The 19,777-nt window shown below is 37.8% G+C and carries 21 protein-coding genes, 1 rRNA gene and 1 pseudogene; 12 read left to right on the forward strand and 11 right to left on the reverse strand.

All coding sequences use genetic code 11. The features are described from left to right. Positions 1-11: 11 nt before the first annotated feature. From C7Y47_RS14720 to C7Y47_RS14740, 6 genes are all read left to right on the forward strand, one after another. Positions 12-1,577, forward strand: coding sequence for an ABC-F family ATP-binding cassette domain-containing protein (locus C7Y47_RS14720; protein ID WP_142509463.1), 1,566 nt, complete (start codon positions 12-14; stop codon positions 1,575-1,577). A 116-nt stretch (positions 1,578-1,693) separates the two neighbouring features. Continuing rightward, complete coding sequence (locus C7Y47_RS14725) at positions 1,694-1,999, forward strand: hypothetical protein (RefSeq protein ID WP_142509464.1); 306 nt, start codon at positions 1,694-1,696, stop codon at positions 1,997-1,999. Positions 2,000-2,325: 326 nt separating this feature from the next. Further along, positions 2,326-2,730, forward strand: coding sequence for a transcriptional regulator Spx (gene spx, locus C7Y47_RS14730; RefSeq protein WP_142509465.1), 405 nt, complete (start codon positions 2,326-2,328; stop codon positions 2,728-2,730). Positions 2,731-2,753: 23 nt separating this feature from the next. After that, positions 2,754-3,197, forward strand: coding sequence for a MarR family winged helix-turn-helix transcriptional regulator (locus tag C7Y47_RS14735; RefSeq protein ID WP_142509466.1), 444 nt, complete (start codon positions 2,754-2,756; stop codon positions 3,195-3,197). Positions 3,198-3,422: 225 nt separating this feature from the next. Continuing rightward, a complete protein-coding gene (locus tag C7Y47_RS24975; RefSeq protein ID WP_185903500.1) occupies positions 3,423-3,566 on the forward strand; it encodes a hypothetical protein in 144 nt (47 codons plus the stop codon). A 26-nt stretch (positions 3,567-3,592) separates the two neighbouring features. Next, complete coding sequence (locus C7Y47_RS14740; RefSeq protein ID WP_142509467.1) at positions 3,593-3,931, forward strand: hypothetical protein; 339 nt, start codon at positions 3,593-3,595, stop codon at positions 3,929-3,931. A 31-nt stretch (positions 3,932-3,962) separates the two neighbouring features. Here the strand turns inward: C7Y47_RS14740 and C7Y47_RS14745 are convergent, their stop codons facing one another. Next, positions 3,963-4,511, reverse strand: a complete 549-nt coding sequence (locus C7Y47_RS14745; RefSeq protein WP_132360114.1) for an RNA polymerase sigma factor — start codon at positions 4,509-4,511, stop codon at positions 3,963-3,965. A 509-nt stretch (positions 4,512-5,020) separates the two neighbouring features. Between C7Y47_RS14745 and C7Y47_RS14750 the strand changes: the two genes are divergently transcribed. Further along, positions 5,021-5,890, forward strand: a complete 870-nt coding sequence (locus tag C7Y47_RS14750; RefSeq protein ID WP_142509468.1) for a DMT family transporter — start codon at positions 5,021-5,023, stop codon at positions 5,888-5,890. 38 nt (positions 5,891-5,928) lie between these two features. Here the strand turns inward: C7Y47_RS14750 and C7Y47_RS25245 are convergent, their stop codons facing one another. The 5 genes from C7Y47_RS25245 to C7Y47_RS14760 all read right to left on the reverse strand — a co-directional run bounded on the left by C7Y47_RS25245 (position 5,929) and on the right by C7Y47_RS14760 (position 7,863). Further along, the gene (locus tag C7Y47_RS25245) at positions 5,929-6,477 is read right to left on the reverse strand and encodes a hypothetical protein (protein WP_221887676.1); all 549 of its coding nucleotides are present in this window, start codon (positions 6,475-6,477) and stop codon (positions 5,929-5,931) included. Next, positions 6,425-6,643 carry a hypothetical protein gene (locus C7Y47_RS25250; protein ID WP_221887673.1) on the reverse strand — a complete coding sequence of 73 codons (219 nt, stop codon included), beginning with the start codon at positions 6,641-6,643 and terminating at the stop codon, positions 6,425-6,427. Before C7Y47_RS25250 ends, C7Y47_RS25245 begins: the two co-directional genes overlap by 53 nt. Before the next feature lie 64 nt (positions 6,644-6,707). Continuing rightward, positions 6,708-7,007, reverse strand: a complete 300-nt coding sequence (locus tag C7Y47_RS25255; RefSeq protein ID WP_221887674.1) for a hypothetical protein — start codon at positions 7,005-7,007, stop codon at positions 6,708-6,710. A 2-nt stretch (positions 7,008-7,009) separates the two neighbouring features. Continuing rightward, on the reverse strand, positions 7,010-7,180 hold the full coding sequence (locus tag C7Y47_RS25260; protein WP_221887675.1) for a hypothetical protein: 171 nt from the start codon (positions 7,178-7,180) through the stop codon (positions 7,010-7,012). 257 nt (positions 7,181-7,437) lie between these two features. Beyond that, the gene (locus tag C7Y47_RS14760; protein WP_142509469.1) at positions 7,438-7,863 is read right to left on the reverse strand and encodes a DUF4440 domain-containing protein; all 426 of its coding nucleotides are present in this window, start codon (positions 7,861-7,863) and stop codon (positions 7,438-7,440) included. A 257-nt stretch (positions 7,864-8,120) separates the two neighbouring features. Here C7Y47_RS14760 and C7Y47_RS14765 point away from each other — a divergent pair. Both C7Y47_RS14765 and C7Y47_RS14770 read left to right on the forward strand, forming a co-directional pair. After that, a pseudogene (locus C7Y47_RS14765) lies at positions 8,121-8,906 on the forward strand (MerR family transcriptional regulator). Between the two features lie 18 nt (positions 8,907-8,924). Beyond that, positions 8,925-9,569 carry a methyltransferase family protein gene (locus tag C7Y47_RS14770; RefSeq protein ID WP_142509470.1) on the forward strand — a complete coding sequence of 215 codons (645 nt, stop codon included), beginning with the start codon at positions 8,925-8,927 and terminating at the stop codon, positions 9,567-9,569. A gap of 138 nt (positions 9,570-9,707) precedes the next feature. Here the strand turns inward: C7Y47_RS14770 and C7Y47_RS14775 are convergent, their stop codons facing one another. After that, positions 9,708-10,565, reverse strand: coding sequence for a M23 family metallopeptidase (locus C7Y47_RS14775; protein WP_255505193.1), 858 nt, complete (start codon positions 10,563-10,565; stop codon positions 9,708-9,710). A gap of 285 nt (positions 10,566-10,850) precedes the next feature. On the opposite strand from C7Y47_RS14775, the gene C7Y47_RS14780 reads away from it, so the two are divergent. Next, positions 10,851-12,233, forward strand: coding sequence for a dipeptidase (locus tag C7Y47_RS14780; RefSeq protein ID WP_142509472.1), 1,383 nt, complete (start codon positions 10,851-10,853; stop codon positions 12,231-12,233). 48 nt (positions 12,234-12,281) lie between these two features. Here the strand turns inward: C7Y47_RS14780 and C7Y47_RS14785 are convergent, their stop codons facing one another. After that, entirely contained in the window at positions 12,282-12,854 is a 573-nt protein-coding gene (locus tag C7Y47_RS14785) for a nitroreductase family protein (protein ID WP_142509473.1), read from the reverse strand. A 346-nt stretch (positions 12,855-13,200) separates the two neighbouring features. Then, positions 13,201-13,695, reverse strand: a complete 495-nt coding sequence (locus C7Y47_RS14790) for an amidase domain-containing protein (protein WP_132360098.1) — start codon at positions 13,693-13,695, stop codon at positions 13,201-13,203. A gap of 183 nt (positions 13,696-13,878) precedes the next feature. Here C7Y47_RS14790 and C7Y47_RS14795 point away from each other — a divergent pair, with 183 nt between their 5' ends. Beyond that, entirely contained in the window at positions 13,879-14,901 is a 1,023-nt protein-coding gene (locus C7Y47_RS14795; RefSeq protein ID WP_142509481.1) for a DUF2804 domain-containing protein, read from the forward strand. A gap of 502 nt (positions 14,902-15,403) precedes the next feature. On the opposite strand, the gene C7Y47_RS14800 is transcribed toward C7Y47_RS14795, so the two are convergent. Beyond that, positions 15,404-16,123 carry a glycerophosphodiester phosphodiesterase gene (locus C7Y47_RS14800; protein WP_142509474.1) on the reverse strand — a complete coding sequence of 240 codons (720 nt, stop codon included), beginning with the start codon at positions 16,121-16,123 and terminating at the stop codon, positions 15,404-15,406. Positions 16,124-16,290: 167 nt separating this feature from the next. Here C7Y47_RS14800 and helD point away from each other — a divergent pair, with 167 nt between their 5' ends. Beyond that, entirely contained in the window at positions 16,291-18,516 is a 2,226-nt protein-coding gene (gene helD, locus C7Y47_RS14805) for an RNA polymerase recycling motor HelD (RefSeq protein WP_142509475.1), read from the forward strand. Positions 18,517-19,402: 886 nt separating this feature from the next. Here the strand turns inward: helD and rrf are convergent. Continuing rightward, positions 19,403-19,518 (reverse strand): 5S ribosomal RNA (rrf, locus tag C7Y47_RS14810). Positions 19,519-19,777: the final 259 nt, after the last annotated feature.

Below are 19,777 nucleotides of genomic sequence, written 5' to 3' on the forward strand. Positions count from 1 at the left end.
GAGGAACGTATATGGCAATATTAACAGTTGAAAATTTAGGTCATTCTTTCGGTGACCGCACGCTTTTTAAAGATGTCTCTTTTCGTCTAGTTGAAGGTGATCATATTGGTCTTGTAGGTGCAAACGGTGTTGGTAAATCAACATTAATGGGCATCATTACAGGCCAAACAATCCACGATACTGGTAAAGTTGAATGGCTTCCAGGAACGCATTACGGCTATTTAGATCAGCACACTGTATTGACAGCTGGCCGAACTATGCGTGATGCATTACGTGACGCATTTCTTCCTTTATATAAAAAAGAAGAAGAGCTTAATGAAATTACAGGAAAAATGGCTGAAGCAACACCTGAAGAATTAGAAGATTTACTAGAGCAAATGGCTGAAGTGCAAGATGCTCTGGACGCAGGAGATTTCTATTCTCTTGATATGAAAATTGAAGAGGTTGCACGCGGTCTTGGTCTTGATGCAATTGGCTTAGAACGTGATGTTGCTGCCCTTTCAGGTGGTCAACGTACAAAGGTTTTACTAGCTAAGCTATTACTTGAAAAACCAAAAGTTTTATTACTAGATGAGCCGACGAACTATCTAGATGAAGAGCATATTACATGGTTGAAAAACTACTTAAAGAACTATCCACACGCTTTCTTATTAATTTCGCATGATACCGAGTTTATGAACAACACGGTGGATGTTATCTTCCAACTAGAATTTTCAAAATTAACTCGCTATACAGCGACATATGAAAAGTTTTTAGAGCTTGCTGAAATCAATAAGCGCCAGCATATTGATGCTTATGAAAAACAACAGGAGTTCATTAAAAAACAAGAGGATTTCATTGCGAAAAATAAAGCTCGCTACTCAACTACTGGTCGTGCAAAATCTCGCGCCAAGCAACTTGACCGTTTAGAGCGTATCGATCGTCCTGAAACAGCTGTAAAGCCTGAATTCGGCTTTAAAGAGGCACGTTCTTCAAGTCGTTATGTAGTAGAGGCTGAAAACTTAGTCATTGGCTACGACAAGGATAAGCCGTTACTTCCTCCACTTACATTTGCTATTGAACGTGGGGAAAAAATTGCTCTAGTTGGTATGAACGGTGTAGGTAAATCAACATTATTAAAAACAATGTTAGGCAAAATAAATCCGCTAGATGGAAAAGTAATTCGTGGTGACTATCTTTACCCATCATACTTCGAACAAGAAGTAAAAGCTGAAAAAATTACACCTATTGATGACGTATGGAATGCCTTCCCTTCTATGGAGCAAGCACAAGTACGTGCAGCATTAGCACGCGCAGGACTAAAAACGGAGCATATTACTCGCCCTCTTAATTCTTTATCTGGTGGTGAGCAAGCAAAGGTTCGTTTATGTAAGCTCATGATGGATGAAGCAAACTGGCTTCTATTTGACGAACCGACAAACCACTTGGATGTCGATGCAAAAGATGAGCTAAAACGTGCCATGAAAGAATTTAAAGGCACAATCATACTAGTAAGCCATGAACCTGATTTCTATGAAGGTTTAGCAACAAAGGTTTGGAATGTCCAAGACTGGTTTACTTCAGGACAACAAAGCTAGAAATATTATCAATATGGGCAGTTACCGCTGTGATTCATGGATCAAATCGGGGCTGCCCTCTTTTTTGTCTAGAAGTCGAGTGTCGATTGTAGCAATTTGGTGGTTCTTTGAGCTACATGAGTGGTTTTTTGAGCTATCTGATTAAGTTCCTCGGCCTACCCGAGCGGTTTCTTGGCAAACCTGATTTGCTCCATGGCCTACCCGAGCGGTTTATTGGCAAACCCGATTTGCTCCATGGCCTACCCGAGCGGTTTATTGGCAAACTCGAGCGGTTCCCTGGCCTACCAGATCTGTTCCTTGTCCAACTCAATCTATTCTCTGACCTACCTGAGCAGTTCCCTTGCCCATTCAAGCCTGAAAACAGCCCACTTCTCAGCACCGACATAAAAATTTATTTATCTATGCATAAAAACCTGCATTAAATCATAATAATAATCAGTGGATTAACAATATAGCTATCTCCTTCAAATCAGACTATTTCTCTCTATATTAGAACAACTCTCTTTTTTCTATGAGCTTCTATTATTAATTGAGTAAACTTACATCATTGTAAGCTGAATTCGCGAAACTTTTCGCTCTTTTATGCGTATATTTTAGTGTAGTAGAAAAAATTCATTTCTGTTTAAAAATTTTCAAAAAACTATTGATTTATATATAGCTTACTAGTAAGATATATGTATAACCTAATTAACTTACTAATAAGATATATATTAAATATAATTCTAAAAAAGAAAGCGGGGAATGAAGAATGACAGTTACAATTTATTCACAAGCGAGCTGTTCTTCATCCAGAAAAGCATTAAAATGGTTAAAAGATCACAAAATCGAATATAAAGAAAAACGTATTACTTCGCATCCACTAACACTTGCTGAATTTAAAGAAATTTTAAGCATGACAGAAGATGGAACAGACGAAATCATTGCAACTAACTCAAATGATTTTAAAAATTTAAATGTTGATATTGATCAGCTCTCTATCCAAGAGTTGTTTGCTATCATCCAAGCTCAACCAAGAATGTTACGAAGCCCAATCTTAATTGATGAAAAACGTATTCAAGTTGGGTACAATGAGATGGACATTCGCCGTTTTATTCCACGAAGAGTACGTGCTTATGAGTTAAACGCGATGACAAGATTGGCACAAGAAAGTTAAAACAGTTTTGGAGTTGACCTTATATGGATCAAGAAAAAGAAAGAGCCATTACCTCGTTGTTTGAAGTAGTATCTTCCATAGAGCGTAAGTGGGCAAACGAGTGGAATAACCATAATGTACTCGGCTTTTCAAAATCCCATATTTTAATTTTAGACTACTTATCGCAGGAGGGACCAAAACGCCCTTCTGCCATTGCTGATCGGTTAAAAGTGACGACAGGTGGTGTCACTGTTTTAACAAGTAAGCTCATTAATGCTGGCTTTATTGAAAAAACACAGCATGCAACGGATCGACGAGCATCCCAATTGAAAATTACTGCTGATGGCGAAAATATTTTAGAAGATTCCCGCCAGCAAGTTAGCGCAATTATACAAAATATGTTTGGTATGCTGTCAGCTGAGGAAGTACAAACATTACGTGATATTTTTGCAAAATTACTCAACGCTGAACCTAATCGACATGAGTAAACGCTTCATTTTCACACCGTAAAAAGTTAGACATGCAATCTAACTTTTTACGGTGTTTTTCTTTTTGGGCTAGTTTACGGTAATTCCCCACCCCTTTCGCTTTATCAGCAGAGTCCGAGGTTTTGACGGAAATAACTCCCGGAGTGATGGTTAGAACAGGCAAAGTGACTTGACTAAAGTCTTGTGCCTAACGGTGGGATTTCGAGGTTTAGCGGGGTTTCTTGCTTGTTAGCGGCGAAACTTTATGGCTTTGCGGCGTTCTTTGCTTGGTTAGCGGCGAAACTCTATGGTTTTGCGGCGTTCTTTGCTTGGTTGGCGGCGCTATTCACAGTTTTAGCTGCGAATTCCAACATAAGCTGGAAAATTTAGAAAAACTAAAATCGGGTTGAAAAACTTTGTATAAAATCTTACACAATATTAAAGATTTGACTCGGTTTACCGGCGTTTCTAACACTGTTAGCAGCGATATTCGATGCTTTATCAACGATTCTTACTCTTCTATCAGCGATGTTCGGGGGTTTATCAGCGATTCTTGCTCTTCTATCAGCGATGTTCGAGGGTTTATCAGCGATTCTTGCTCTTCTATCAGCGATGTCCACGTTATATCAACTTTTACCACCATCGATGTTCATCCTCCAGGCTATAAAAATCCATCAAAAAAAGATGCATCGCAAAATAATTTTGCAATGCATCTTTTCTTGGATTGGATTGGCCGGGCGAATACTTCCGTCTAAGTAATTATGCTAGTGCGACCAATGCATTTCATTATGCTGGTAGCACAGACTCTACTATGGATGCATCGGCCATTAGCATTTCTTTTAAACGAGCTTTTGCACGGAATAAACGCGATTTCACAGTACCAATTGAAACTTTCATAATTGAAGAGATTTCTGCTAGTGAAAATTGGTCTATGTAGAAATACCATAATGTTTTACGATAGATTGTATCTAATTGACCCATTTTATCCTGTACTAATTTAGTAACAATATCTTTTTCAATTTTTTCTTCTGTTGAAATGTCATTATTGGGAACCAAATCTAATATCGGTACGTCTAATGTTTCAGGTTGGTTCATCATGTATTTACTACGTCGTGTTTTTTTACGATAGCGATCTCTAAATGTATTCATTGTAATTGTTGTTAGCCAAGCTTTAATATGCTCTACCTCGGCAACGCTATCCTCATAGCGCACAACTTTTACCCATACTTCTTGCATTAAATCTTCAGCTTCTACATTATTGCGAGTAAGTTTTAAACATAAATGGTATATGTAACGATTGTATTCCTCATATACGCCTTCTAATTTTTCATTCATTGTGTATTCCTCCGCTTCTTGTTATTGCTTCTATACACATTCTCGCAAAATAATGTATTACACTCTATCGTATTGGCTTTCAATTACATTACAATCGTGTAAGCTTAAATGCTTTCACTTGTAATATTCGTAAATAATGTTTTATTACTATATTTATTATTCGGAGAAAAGCTTTATCACACGCCCCTCCCTCTTCTTTTTTATTAAATATTCAATAGTATTCCCTTGAAATTCCTAGCGCAAAGGAAATCAGATTTTTCATACCTTTCAAACACTTAATTCAGAAGCAGCAACTTAAGTTTTTCGTTCGACCGAGTTTAGACCATTTTTTTCTAATCAAATTCAAAAAAATGTTATATGATAAATGAAATACTATAAAAAGGAGCTGGCTATTATGATCTTTTCACCATTATTTGAACACGATGTACCTGAAGTTATTCTCCCTTAACGGAGAATCATCATTTCTCCTTTAAGGACAGGCATTGTCTAGAGCTAACGGAGGGGAAAAAATGAAAAAAACCTTATTAGGTTCCTTATATTTATCACTTGCTGCTAGCATTTGGGGCGGCATGTATGTAGTAGTAAAGGTAGTTGTCGATACCGTACCACCTTTAGAATTAGTATGGCTGCGCTATATGATTGCCATTATCGCTTTGTTCATCATTGGCACTATTACAAAGCAATCGTGGAAAATTGATAAGCGGGACTGGCTGTTAATTTTTATGATTGGTTTAATTGGAAATACGATTTCTATCGTTGCCCAAGAAATTGGTACTATGCTGTCTACTGCTCAAATGGGCGCCATCATTACAGCAACGACACCGGCATTTATGGTTGTTTTTGCGCGATTTATTTTAAAAGAAAAAATCACTTTAAAAAAAGCTGTTTCTATTCTTCTAGCGACGTTCGGAGTCTATATGATCGTAGGTAATGCACATATCGATGCCTCCCATCAGTTAGGTGGGGTTGCTCTACTAATCGCTGCCCTAACCTGGTCATTGATGTCTGTCCTTATTAAACGGGTACCAGAGCAGTATTCACAAATCGTTGTCACTAGCTACGGAACACTTGTCGCTATCATGGTCTTAACACCTATAGCCATTCCACGACTAATAAAATTAGACTTACATGCTATGGCAGAGCCATCTATCTGGGGTGGCCTACTCTACTTAGGCGTTATCTCTACAGCGTGTGGCTTCTTACTATGGAATCGTGGATTACAGATGCTTAATGCCGCAAGTGGTGGTTTATTTTTCTTCTTTCAACCAATTGTCGGTACCTTCCTAGGATGGCTATTACTAGGGGAACAAATCGGCCTATCCTTTTGGGCTGGAACTGCATTAATCTTTAGTGGTGTACTATTGGTTATTCGTGAATAAACACTAAAAGCTGAATGATCTCTCTCATTCAGCTTCTTTTATGTTGCTTTCACATAACGTCGTAAATGTTTTGCTGTATATGAGTTTTCTATATCCAATAAATCGATAGGATAACCTTCAAAAAGAACATTTCCACCTAAGTTTCCACCCTCTATCCCCATATCAACGATCCATTGTGCCTGGCTCATAATTGATAAATTATGTTCCAACACAATAAGGTCATTACTTGGATCGCCCAATATTTTTGCCATTTTTACCCTTTGAAGCTCCCCACCCGAAAAGGTGTCTAAACTTTGATCTAAGTGTATATAACCTAAATTCGCCATAATTAAATTGGCCATAAACCTTTGAATACCTTGATCACTAAAAAATCCTTTGGCATCTAAGGGCGTCAGCTGAAGTACATCGTGAATGCTCAATCCCTTCCACTTAACTGAGAGTACTTCGTCGTTATATCTTTTCCCATAGCATTTCTCACAAACCTGATCAACGTCTCCCATATAGGCCAAGTCGAGTGTTACATGACCTTTCCCTTTACAAACCTTTTCCATTGAAGCTAAATAAAGATGCACTTTTATGGGATGCACGAGCAAACAACTCTCTTATTTTATCGAATACATTGAAATAAGTTAGCAGATTGGATCGATTGCTCCCATGTATAGGGCTTTGATCCAGTACTCTAGTTTTAGGATACTTTTTAGTAAATAAATAACGTATCAATGTACTTTTCCCAGAGCCCGCAACACCTGTCACAACAGTTAAAGCCTGTTTTGATATTTTGACTGTTGCATCCCGAACATTATTAAGATTGACATGATCAAGTGTATAATGATGGAAAAGCCATTTTGTCTGTGTTGACTGTATGTTTTTTTGATAAAGCTTTACCAGTGAGCGTATCAGAAATTAGGATTATCCTTCCTCCATTTGCCCCCGCATACTCGATATGATCAGCCGTTTTAATGATATCTGGATCATGATCAACTAAAACCACTGTGTTTCCTTTTTTCTTCAACCCCATGGAAAATTCGATTGATGCCAACAATATTCTCTGGCCAATGCTTGGCTCATCAAAAATGTATAAAACATCAGACAATGAACTAGTCAAATGCTTTGTCATCTTTATCTTTGAGACTCTCCGCCCGAAAGTGTTGTTATATTTCGGTTAAGGGTGAGATAATTTAGCCCTACTAACTGTAAGCTTGCAAGTTTTCCAATTAAATCTTCAATAATAAGTGATACGGCTGGACTATTGATAGCTTGTACAAATGACAATAAATCATCAATAGACATATCCACACACTCTGCTATAGATTTACCTTTTATTTTAGCTGAATGTACTGTTTTGATTGATATTTGGAATCTTCTTTTTCTACAAAACTTTTTTGAATCCGAGGAAGCACACTCCGACATATGTGGAAGTCTTTGGCCAACGCTCAGTAGGGTTCTTGGGGGACACTGCCCCGCTTCTTAGAGCATAATAAAAACCACTCAAATACGAGTGGTTGAATAAAACTTATTAAAGTTTAATAAAAATGTACATTCCTCTATTAGTTTGAGATAAAAGATTCCGAATTTAGATGCTCACAATATTCCCTTATTAGTTTCCATTCATCATTTTGTTCTTTCCTAAATCTCTGAACAAATAATTTCACTACCTCTATAAATTTTCCATCCATTTCAAAAGTTACCCAAAACGTTGCAATCACTTCATTTTCAGATGCAGGTGTAATATACAATTCTTTAAAGTGCCATTGTGGATCATGACCTTCATAATGTTTATATGCCTCTACCCAACCGTTACAAGTCTCTTCGTATCCCCAATCTGAAATATCAGTACCAGGCCCTACCCACCGTACTGCTATATCCCGTGAAATCAAAGCGTTCATTTCATCAGCGTTACAACCATTCCATACTTTTTGAAAACGATTAAAAAAACTTTGAAAATCTTCGATTAAAGTTGTCGTAGAAGACATTTAAAAACCCCCTTAAAATATAGTTCATTAAATACATTAACACAAAACTAAAAATTCAATATTTTTAAACAACATAATTATACTCGTTTGTAAATTAACACCTGTTAAGTGTATACCCAACTTGATTCTAAATCGAATCCAAAAAAATTATTCCTGACTCAGTCTCGTAATCCATTCGGGACGATAAAAAAATTTAGCTACATTGATTGACCCTCCCCTTAGAGGAAGCATTATATTTAAAAAAGGGGGTGATTGTTATGCTTACAATCAGTGAGTTTTCAAAGATCTCATATTTCACATTGAAGACTCTTCGTTATTATGATGAAATTGGACTTTTAAAACCTGCCTTCATAGACGCTAAAAACAACTATCGCTATTATAATATTTCTCAATTAGAAACAGCTTTATTGATTGTACGCTTAAAAAGCTATTTATTTTCATTAGAAGAAATTAAGGTTATTTTAGCTAACCGGGAGAATACCGAACTTCTTAACTCTAAAATGAAAGCCAAGCAAGAAAATCTGACACAGCAGATTACATTTTATTCTTCGTTGTTAAAAAAATTAAAGCATGATATTCAACTATTAGAAGAAGAGGAAAATATCATGGGTTATTTAGATCAGATTGAGGTTAAACTTGTGGATCACTTAACCTATCATATATTATCTCAACGAAAACAAATAAATACCGCTGATTTTAATAGTTGTTTAGCAAAATTTTGTTTGAAAATTTATCATCTATTGCAAAGCCACTTGCTATTTTCCATAGTTCAGAATATGAACCTGAAAATTATGATGTAGAAATTGCGATACCCCTTGCAATGGCCACAAATAAAACAAGGGTGCTTAATCCTGGTCTTTGTGCAATGGCTACGCTTATTGGATCTTACGATGAATTACCTTCTATTCATACAAAGCTGCATGTTTGGATTGATGAAAATAACTTTAAACTGAACGGTGCTCCCGTTTGAAGTTTATCAAACGGACCCCTATAGCACACCGGAGGAGAGTAATATCATTGAAGTATATTTTCCCATAGAATAAATGAGGGAGCGTCATACAATGTACGGTATAAAAAAGCCAACGATAAAAGAAAAAATCTTGATTTTAGTTGCTGAGATTATCTATTTAATCATTGCCTATTATTTACTTTTCATTACCTATGTCAAATCTAGCATTTCACTAGGACTTTTTATTGCTTTAATTATTACAGCTTTACGATTAACAGCTATGATGTTTATATGGTTGCCTAGGGGTATTGCATGGCAAGAAGCCATCATGAACAGTATAGCTTTTGTGATTTATTATTTAGGTTTCCCCATTTTAATGATTACAAGTAATCAGGATGCAAACTTAACGGTACTTATTGTTGGCTGGATATTATTTTTAGGCGGCAGTATGTTAAACACAATTTCAGAGTTACTTAGAAAACCTTTTAAAGATAATCCTGTAAACCAAGGTAAACTATATACAGATGGTTTGTTTAAATATGCGATTCATATTAATTATCTTGGAGATTGCCTTTGGGTACTAGGCTTAGCGCTAATCTCTAACAATATTTATAGTTTGCTTATCCCTCTAGGTTTATTCTTAGTATTTGTTTTTGGCTATATTCCAAAATCTGATGATTACTTACAAAACAAGTACGGAGAACAATTTACACTATATAAGCAGACAACTAAAAAACTAGTTCCTTTTATTTGGTAAATAGCAACAAACTCGAGAACGGAGTATTCAAGATCATCTATTGTATGGTGATCTTTTTTAACTTCTTTCAGAAAATGTTTTATGTAGCGAAAGCAAAGCGTCAGCTACATATAACAACTGTAACTGAGCTTCGTATGTTTAAGATACCGTATCCCCTTGTATTGGCTTCTTACCATCTTTAAAAAGAATACGAATGGACTTTCCATATACCAGATCAGGGGAATCCATTACCTGAAAATGAATATGAGGTTCTGATGAATTACCAGAGTTTCCACATTTCCCAATAAGTTGCCCTTCTGTTACATTGTCTCCTGATTTTACTAAAATTGAGTTCTTTTTAAAATGTGCAATCATACTAAATTCATGATTAGCATGTTCAATCACGACATAGTTTCCTGCTGGATTATGTTCATCCATTTCACCAGGCACATTATCTTTTATTCCATCTACAACTTTTACGACTTTACCATCTGCTGGCGCTATAAGATCTTCGTCAAAAGCATAAAAATCTTCATTTCGAATTTGGCTATTTTGATAAGATTCCCCATCTTGAACTTTTACTAAATCGTAAGCATATCGCTGACTTTCATATACATAATGATAATTTACAAATTCATTCGTACCACCCCAAACAACAAACCACTCATCTCTAATTGGCATTATGTATTTATTTTTCGTATATTGTTGGTCCGTTTTTGGATATGTAGTAAAAGGCTTTAAATAAAAACGTTGTATTTGATTGAGTTCATCAAAGGAAGCTACAACTACTTTCTCTCGTTTATCATCTGACCATACGTAATGCGTTAAATTTTGTAATATCGTCTTTGATTCTAATTGATAATTTTCCACGCCACTATTAAAAGATGTGCTTAGCTCAATGAATTGTTCTAAAGTGACGATCTGCTGAAAGTCTTTTGATGTAGCATCATAAATTTTTTCGTAACCTTCTCTTAACCAAATATCTATGACTTCTTCTGGACTACCGAACTCCCTCACGACAACAACCCCCATTAATGTATAAATAAAACATTAAATGTATTTACGAGGTTTAATTACGAAAAGTTTCAATAACTACTTTTTTCTCATCGCCATAACGTGTTGTTGATTTCCGTTCCGACTGGGCGCTTTCCTTGGGGCGTCCGTGAACCGCTTCACTGCAGGGCCCATCTGTGAGGCTACGCATTAAGAGAAACGTTAGAAACCATTGCTATAACAAGATTCCCCAACCACATTATGCTATACTATTTCTATTATCGAAATATTTGAAAAGAGGGATGCTAGATGACAAATTTACAGCAATTAGATGCGTATTTCTCAGTACATCGCGAAGCACATTTAAATGAATTAAATGAATTTTTACGTATTCCAAGTATTAGTTCTTTATCAGAGCATAAAGGAGATATACAAAATGCGGCTGAGTGGCTAGCAAATGCTTTTAAAAAGCTAAATCTTGAGAATGTCTCTATTACGCAAACTGCAGGTCACCCTGTTGTTTATGCGGATTGGTTACACGCAGAGGATAAACCAACAATTCTATTTTACGGTCATTATGATGTACAACCGGTTGACCCACTAAATTTATGGGAAACAGAGCCATTCAACCCGACAATCCGAGACAACAAACTATTCGCTCGTGGTGCTAGTGACGATAAAGGGCAAGTGTTTATGCACTTAAAAATGATTGAAGCATTATTTGCGACAACTGGCACTTTACCAGTGAACGTGAAATTCATCTATGAAGGTGAAGAAGAAATTGGTAGTCCTAACCTTCCTGCCTATGTTGAAGAGCATAAGGAGAAACTAGCTGCTGATTTAATTTTGATTTCTGATACAGGTTTATATGGCCCTGGTAAGCCTGCTGTATGCTATGGATTACGTGGCTTAACAGGTGTTCAAATCGATGTTCGTGGTGCAAAAGGCGACCTTCACTCTGGTCTTTACGGTGGCGGTGTCCAAAACGCTATTCATGCATTAGCTGACATTTTAGCATCCTTCCGCGATGAGCATGGCACAATTCAAGTTGAGGGCTTCTATGATAAAGTTTTACCATTATCGGAAGAGGAACGCGAAGCTTACCGTGGGCTTGGTTTCGATGAAGAATCCGTGAAGGAAGAAGTTGGCGTGAAGGAATTATTCGGTGAAGCTGGTTATTCCTATTTAGAACGTACTTGGGCACGCCCAACATTAGAGATCAATGGTGTGTTTGGTGGCTTCTCTGGCGAAGGCATTAAAACAGTGCTTCCTGCTGAGGCTGGCGCAAAAATCACATGCCGTCTAGTACCAAATCAAGAGCCTAATGAAATTGTAGCACTATTAAAAGCACATATTGAAAAACATAAGCCAACTGGCGTTGAAGTGACAATCTCTGAATTCGATAAAGGTCGCCCATTCTTAACACCATTTGATCATCCATTTATCCAAGCTGCTGGTCGCTCATACGAAAAAGTATATAATGTACCAACTGCTTACACACGTGGAGGTGGATCCATCCCTATCGTAGCTGCCTTTGATGAAATTTTAGAATTGCCAGTAGTGCTAATGGGCTTCGGCTTATCAAGCGAAAACTTCCATGCACCAAATGAACACTTCCATTTAGAAAACTTCGATAAAGGATTACGCGTTTTAAGTGATTATTTATTCGAGGTAGCTGAATTACAAAAATAAATTAAATAAATCCCCTCGTCCATTTTAAACGAGGGGATTTTACTTTTGTTATTCTCCAAAAATTGAAACGATATCTACTGATTTTTTTCGTTCTTTCCCTTTTGGTACTTCATCAAAATAGCCAACTTGTAGCATCGCGATCACGCGCTCACCTGGCTGAATCTTTAGAGCTGCACGGAATTTCGGGTTATCTAGGAACCCAGGTGTTTTCCAACATGAGCCGATTCCTCTATCCCAAGCTAGCAATTGCATATTTTGAATAAAAATACTTGCCGCTCCGTAATCTTCTAAACGCTCTTTTTGTCGAGCATCCTCTGGAACGATGACAAAAGCATAGCCACCCGGTAATGTAAATTTCGTCATTTGCTTCGCTAAATCTTCACTTGAAAGCTCCTGCCATTTCGGTATCGTTAGATCACGCAATAAATTATGAAGACCATCTAACTCCTTACCACATGCAACAACTAAACGCCAAGGCTCTCGATTTCCATGATTCGGTGCCCACACTGCATCGTCAATAATGGCCAATAAGTCTTCACGATCTACCGGCTGTCCATTAAACTTTTTAATAGATCGACGCTCAATAATCGCATCCCTAACAGATAAAATTTGTTCGCTCATTTACTCTTATCTCCTTCTAAACACTACAATAATTAAGATTTATCTTCATTCAGCAAATGTTTTATGTAACGTAAGTGAAACGGCCGTTACAAATCTCTCTTGTACCGAAAGCAAAGCGACAGGTACAGAAGACTAGACTCCCTTCTCTGAAAGTGATGAGATAAATTCAGATATAGTTCCTTTATTTGGTATCCACATACCTACTGAATGAAGATAAAGCCTCTGGCGGATTTCACGGATTTTGTAATCACAATTCAAAATCTGGACGCAATTACGCCAAGGCAAAATTAATATCTTCTCTCTTTCACATTATCACAAAATGATGAGCTTTAACACTACTATCACCTTAAGCAAAACTATCTTCTATATGAATATAATGATAAGTCATGCTTGGCGTATAAGCCGTTGAGTCTTCATAAAAATACGGTCGATTAATGCTATCTGAAGTGTGTGCGTTAACATATGGAATACCATTTTGGATACTTGTCACAATTACGGAATGATCAACTCTTCCATCCCCTTGGAAATCATAAAAAATGATATCCCCAAGTTCTAATTCTTCCGCAGATTGTACACGCCTACCCTTCAATCCCGTTGTAGAGCCTTCCAAATACCATCTAAGGGAATGTGCAACAGACCAGCTAAAGCTCCAATTTCCATGTTGAACCCACCAACCTTTCCCTCTATTTGGAGCACCTCGCATCGGTGCTCCTCCAGCAAGTAAACATTGGGATATATAGTTCGTACAATCAACAGTAAAATTCGGAAATGCTGGATTACGCCTGTTCCACCACAAGTTTGCATACTGTACAGCGGCCTGTCTGTTATACATTTTTGCCACGCTTCCCCTCCTTAAGTTCAACATATGTATAATGAGGGATTTCTATTAGCTAGGTCCTTATTCATAAAAATGTCGAATGTGGTCTTATTTGGCACTATCATTGCCAATTTTGAGATAGTTTTTGCTACAATAAGGGTAAGGAATTATAGGCTTTTATATTACGAATCAGAAGGGATGTTGAAATTGAAGCAGCATGCTGAGAAAGAAATTATACAACCTACTCTTTTATGCGATAAAAAAGGTAATTTAAATCCAGCTGCCATTGGATTTGCTCGTAAACCTCTCATAAACAGCAATTTAAGTGGCCATATCATGCGCAAAAAGAAATGGAATTATTGGTGTGTCTATGGCGATGAGATCATCTTCTCAGCTACTATTAGCCATCTAGACTACGCAGCGGTCTGCTTCGTCTATTTCCTTGAATATGAAACACAGCGCTACTTTGAAAAAACAATTACAATTCCATTGGGTGGAAAGTTAAAAATGCCTACGCAGGTGCTAGATTCAGTATCCTTCAAAAATAGTGAAATGATGATTGATATGACATATGTACAAAATGAAACACATCTATCCGTTTCAATCCCAGACTTCGATGGAGATGTTTTACGTGCAAAGCTTGTCATTCAGCATCCGCCTACAGATGAGTCATTGAATGTAGTCATCCCTTGGAATCGTAAAACATTCCAATTCACAGGTAAGCATCATATACTCCCCACTTCTGGGTTTGTGACGATTGGTAATCGCCGTTTTATGTTTTCTCCTGAGGAAAACTTCTCTGTCCTAGAATACAGTCGTGGCGTTTGGCCCCGTGAATCCACATGGACTTGGGGAATGGCCTCACAGCGAGTTCGAGGCAGACGAATCGGACTCAATTTAGGGGGTAAATGGACAGACGGAACCGGAATGACGGAAAATGCTGTTTTCGTTGAAGGTAAAATGACAAAAATACATGAGGATGTACTGTTCAATTATAATCGAGAGGATTTAATGCAACGATGGAAAATTAAAACTAAATTCACGAACCAAGTTTCATTAACATTCTCCCCATTTTTCGAACGTGTATCCGTCACAAAAGCTGGTCTCATAAAATCTGAAGTACATCAAATGTTTGGCTATTTCGACGGCTCCGTATTACTAGACAATGGCGAAACACTTGTCATCAAACAAATGCTAGGCAGTATCGAAGAAAACCGCGCAAAGTGGTAAGAACCAAAAATTAATGGCTTACTATACTCTTCACATACTAGGATTTAACGCACTGATTCGCACACCTCAGCGCGTTAAATCCGAAAAAGCCCTTAATAGCGCCTTTTTCGGCGATTGGCGGTTTTATCCGCCGCTTTAGCTGGTTCTATCCTCGTCAATCTGTCGGGGCTGATTCTCGATTTTGGCTGTTCTATCCACGACTTTGACCATTCTATCCGTCACTTCGACTCTTCTATCCGTCTCTCTGATTCCTATCCATCACTTCGACTTTTCTTTCCGTCGTTCTGGACTTCCTATCCGTCGCTTTGACCATTCTATCCGTCACTTCGGCTTTTCTTTCCATCGCTCCGAACTTCCTATCCGTCGCTTTGACTTTTCTTTCCGTCGCCCTAATTTCTATCCGTCACTTCAGCTTTTCTTTCCATCCTCCGAACTTCCTATCCGTCGCTTTGACTTTTCTTTCCGTCACTCTAATTTCTATCCCCCCTGCCATTCAACCCTCCTAATCAGTCAATCCAGATACTATCTTTTCCGGGTCGTCTGTAAATATTGCCTGTACACCAAGCTGCTGTAATTGCTTTGCATGCTCGACATCATTAACTGTATAGACACGGACAGTTGCTCCTTCATTAAGAGCTTCTTGAATGGATCTCCGAAATGCTGTAGGTAGGCTAACATGGATAGCATCTGCAGGTATTTGAGCTGTATAGCAGTTAAAATCAACTAAAATTTCCGCAAACAGTGCCGCTTTTTCAATATATGGTGCTCTTTGTGCGACGATCTGAATAGATTCATGATTAAAGGAGGAAATAATGACTCTCTCTGTCATTTGATATGCAGCGACCTCCTTAATTACAAGCGCTTCTATCCCGTTATATGGAAATATATCGGTTTTGAGCTCAATATTAATGCGGTGATTTGTGCCTGCAAATAGCTCTAAAACGTCTCCTAGAGTTGGTATACTCTCCTCCTCAAATTTAGAAGAAAACCATGAACCATAATCAAATGCACGAAGCTCTTGTAGCGTGTAATCCTTTACGTAGCCAGAGCCATTAGATGTGCGATCGATCGTTTCATCATGAATAACGACCAACTCCCTATCCGCTGTTAAATGAACATCTAGTTCAATCCCTGTAATCGAAAGCTTTGATGCGGCCATAAAAGCAGCCATAGTGTTTTCTGGGTAATGTGCCGAAACGCCTCTATGGGAAAAAATATCCAAATTCGATAACCTCCTATTTCGCCCAACTCTCAACTCAGGTGGGCCATTAAAATTTCGATTTCTCTTCTTTCTTAATAAGCCTATTACAATTTCACTTGATGGTAAATATTATATATAGTAGTATGAGAATCTATTTGAAAATGCAAGTACTTAGGAGGTGCTAAAAAATGACTGCACAACATCCAGATTTTCAGGCTGAAGTCGAGCGGCTAGCTTACACTAAAAATTACATGCAGCAAATTTTAAATGAATCACAAAGAGGTTTGCAATCTGCTCAGGAGAATATTCGTAAGTCAATGGCAGATCTTGATTATTTAGATTCAAGTTTGGGCTATATTAATATTTTAGCAAATGCTCGTTTCTTTGAAATGGCCCTAAACCAAAAGGAAGGCTTAGAAGCTATTCAAAAAAAGCCTTACTTTGCCCGAATTCATTTCCAAAAGACAGGAGATCCTGAAGAGTTTCTTTATATCGGAAAAACGTCTTTGTTTCATCGGGAAACCCATGAGCCTATAATAGTCGATTGGCGTTCACCGGTAGCAAACGTCTATTATGATGGTCGCCTTGGGGATATGGAATATGATGTTCGTGGAGAAATCCATAAGGGACATCTATTTGCCAAACGCCAATATAAAATTAATGATGGTGAATTGCTCGATTTACGGGATATTGATTTAACAACAAACGATGAATTACTGCAAGAAGCGTTAGCTGGAAAAGCAGATGTACGTTTAACAGAAATCGTCTCCACTATTCAAAAGGAGCAAAACGAAATTATACGAGCACATCTTCGTCAGCCTATTATCGTACAAGGTGCTGCTGGTAGTGGAAAAACTACAATTGCCCTACACAGAATATCTTACTTCCTTTACACGATGGGCGAACATTTTAACCCTGAGCAGCTTATGATTTTAGCACCGAATAAGTTATTTATCGATTATATTGGTGATGTTTTACCAGAGCTTGGTGTCGATAAAATTTGCCAAACAACCTTTTCCGATTACGTTCTAGCCGCGACGAAGCTAAAATTGAAACTTCAAAACCCAAATGAGCAGTTAGAATCTCTTGTTGCAGGGGAACCCCAACAGGTAGCTTCTTGGATATCTGAAATGAAGGGCTCGCTTTATTATCGGGATGTAATAGAACGATACGTTCAAATAATCGAGCAGGAAATTGCCAACCAATTTGAGGATGTTTTCATAGAAAAATACTGCATTATGCGTGCCTCCCATTTAAAGAAGCTATTTTTATATGAATTTTCTTATATGCCGATTGAAAAACGATTAGCACATATTAAAAAAGTGCTAGCAAGCCATGCTCGTCAAAAGAAACAGGCTATTTTAAATGCACTTCATAAAAAATATGATGAAGCACTTGGCAGAGCACTTGATGGATTTCGTGATGATGACAAACGGCGTCGGGTTGTCACGAAGTTTATTGATGAACGTGATGAACGCATTCCGGCCATTGAAAAAGAGGCAAAATCAACAGCAACAGTTTATATGCGACGCTTTGCTAAACATAACATCAAGACTCTCTATCGTACTCTTCTAACAAATGCTGAGCTTTTAGCAGAGCTTGCTCCAGAATGGCATTATCTTGAGCAACAGCAATTTTTACAGGCACATACTAAAGAACAATGGGCGCTTGAAGATTTAGCTGCAATTTATTATTTACAAGCTCGTATAAAAGGCATTCCTGATGAATGGAAAATGCGAGTCGTTTTCATCGATGAAGTACAGGACTATAGTTTATTTCAGCTTGCTGCTTTAAAGACTGGCCTTGAAACAGATATGTTTACAATGGTCGGTGATTTAGCACAAGGAATTCACAGCTATCGTTCTCTTACTGCCTGGGAACCTGTCCAAAATCTATTTCCTAGAGCAAGCTTTAGAACACTGCAAAAAAGCTATCGAACAACAATTGAAATTATGGAGGTCGCTAACAAAGTCTTAGCTCAAATGGATGAACAGCTTCCATTAGTAGAGCCAGTAGTTCGACATGGTAATGTCCCTACCTATATACAAGCCCAATCATTTGATGCCCTGCAAATGAAGGAAATTTTTGAAGCCATTCGAGCCAATGGACATCATTCCGTTGCTTTAATTTGCAAAACGACCGCAGAGGCAAAAACAATGCAGCAAGCATTAAAGGACGAAAAAATTGCTTCTCAGCTTCTAACTGAAAATGAGTCCATCAATCAGCAATTATTGCTCGTTGTTCCGAGTCATTTAGCAAAGGGCCTTGAATTTGATGCTGTGATCGTAGCTGCCTTCGATACACCTTTCTACGATACGAAGGTCGATCGCAAGCTACTTTATGTGGCACTCACTCGAGCCATGCACGAGCTTTATTTAATTGGCAACAAAAAATACATTTCTATTAGAAAATGAACAGACATAATAATTGCGCTTTCGCTACTGACGCTGCAAAAAACACCTACGGAAAGAAGATAAAAAAGTCGCTATTAAAGCGACTTTTTTGCATCGAACATTTAACTCATTTATCGATTCCGAGGCGGTATACGATAAAACCTCCCTCTGGATAAGTACGCCTTCACAACTTTCCACCATGACCTTGGTGCTTCCCTTGGAGGAGACTTCTTTTTAGGTAATGCCGGCATGCGCATGATAACGACTCCTTTCATAGGCTTACTAATACTATATGAAGATAGTTACAAATTTATGATAAAAAGGCCCCCAATATCTTACTGTGAATCCTCGGTTCATTCGTAAAAAACATGGCGGAATCTTAGCCATTTCTTGTACTATTTTTTTACTTATCCACAATAAAAAGAGAGATGTATCAAATATATGATTACATTCCTCTTTTTCACGTTCTATAAACCAAGTGCTCAAATATACGCTGTAAATTGTTTGCGTGTTAAGTTTTCATTTGGTCTAATTTTGCCGTTTTCATTTTATTGTCTGCCAGAGCGGTAATATACTCACTCGGGTTGTTTCAAAGTGCCGGAGTCGTGCATTAGCTTTAAAGCACAATCAACTAGAAGAGGCAAGAAAAAGCTCTTGTGGCGCTTTCACATCGAATACTTTGGTTTTACATGCTATACATAAAGGAGCCATGCAAAGAACCACTAATAAGTAAGTCTAACCAAAAAAAGATTTAATCGAAGTTAACTTGAACAGATACCTTGTTTTCTTGTTGGCACTTAATAATCCATACAGACCCTCATCTATTTTTAGAATACTAATAGGCCTAGAAATTATTTATTTTCACAGAAAAAAAAGCCGAGGAATTAAATCCTCGACTTTTTCAGGTGCCTAGCGACGTCCTACTCTCACAGGGGGAAGCCCCCAACTACCATCGGCGCTAAAGAGCTTAACTTCCGTGTTCGGTATGGGAACGGGTGTGACCTCTTTGCCATCATCACTAGACTATTGTCGGCTTTCAATATACATCGTATTTCTTCGTCAGCTTCTGTCGTTCAGTCAGTCACGTACTTGAGTACGCTTCTTCCTTCTCTCCATCGCTTCCTCGAACTACTCGTATCTTGAAACCCTTGAAAGAATTATTCTTTCAAAACTGAATAAACGGTGCATTGAATGTTTCAAACTTTTTTGGTTAAGTCCTCGATCGATTAGTATTCGTCAGCTCCATGTGTCACCACACTTCCACCTCGAACCTATCTACCTC

Origin of the sequence: Lysinibacillus sphaericus, assembly GCF_006864135.1 — a bacterium.
Lineage (GTDB): Bacteria > Bacillota > Bacilli > Bacillales_A > Planococcaceae > Lysinibacillus.

What these genes read in the sequence shown, in the direction of transcription:
- C7Y47_RS14720 (WP_142509463.1), top strand. Translation starts at nt 12, where the DNA reads ATGGCAATATTAACAGTTGAAAATTTAGGTCATTCTTTCGGTGACCGC.
- C7Y47_RS14725 (WP_142509464.1), top strand. Translation starts at nt 1,694, where the DNA reads ATGAGTGGTTTTTTGAGCTATCTGATTAAGTTCCTCGGCCTACCCGAG.
- spx (WP_142509465.1), top strand. Translation starts at nt 2,326, where the DNA reads ATGACAGTTACAATTTATTCACAAGCGAGCTGTTCTTCATCCAGAAAA.
- C7Y47_RS14735 (WP_142509466.1), top strand. Translation starts at nt 2,754, where the DNA reads ATGGATCAAGAAAAAGAAAGAGCCATTACCTCGTTGTTTGAAGTAGTA.
- C7Y47_RS14745 (WP_132360114.1), bottom strand. Translation starts at nt 4,511, where the DNA reads ATGAATGAAAAATTAGAAGGCGTATATGAGGAATACAATCGTTACATA.
- C7Y47_RS14750 (WP_142509468.1), top strand. Translation starts at nt 5,021, where the DNA reads ATGAAAAAAACCTTATTAGGTTCCTTATATTTATCACTTGCTGCTAGC.
- C7Y47_RS25255 (WP_221887674.1), bottom strand. Translation starts at nt 7,007, where the DNA reads ATGACAAAGCATTTGACTAGTTCATTGTCTGATGTTTTATACATTTTT.
- C7Y47_RS25260 (WP_221887675.1), bottom strand. Translation starts at nt 7,180, where the DNA reads ATGTCTATTGATGATTTATTGTCATTTGTACAAGCTATCAATAGTCCA.
- C7Y47_RS14760 (WP_142509469.1), bottom strand. Translation starts at nt 7,863, where the DNA reads ATGTCTTCTACGACAACTTTAATCGAAGATTTTCAAAGTTTTTTTAAT.
- C7Y47_RS14770 (WP_142509470.1), top strand. Translation starts at nt 8,925, where the DNA reads ATGTACGGTATAAAAAAGCCAACGATAAAAGAAAAAATCTTGATTTTA.
- C7Y47_RS14780 (WP_142509472.1), top strand. Translation starts at nt 10,851, where the DNA reads ATGACAAATTTACAGCAATTAGATGCGTATTTCTCAGTACATCGCGAA.
- C7Y47_RS14785 (WP_142509473.1), bottom strand. Translation starts at nt 12,854, where the DNA reads ATGAGCGAACAAATTTTATCTGTTAGGGATGCGATTATTGAGCGTCGA.
- helD (WP_142509475.1), top strand. Translation starts at nt 16,291, where the DNA reads ATGACTGCACAACATCCAGATTTTCAGGCTGAAGTCGAGCGGCTAGCT.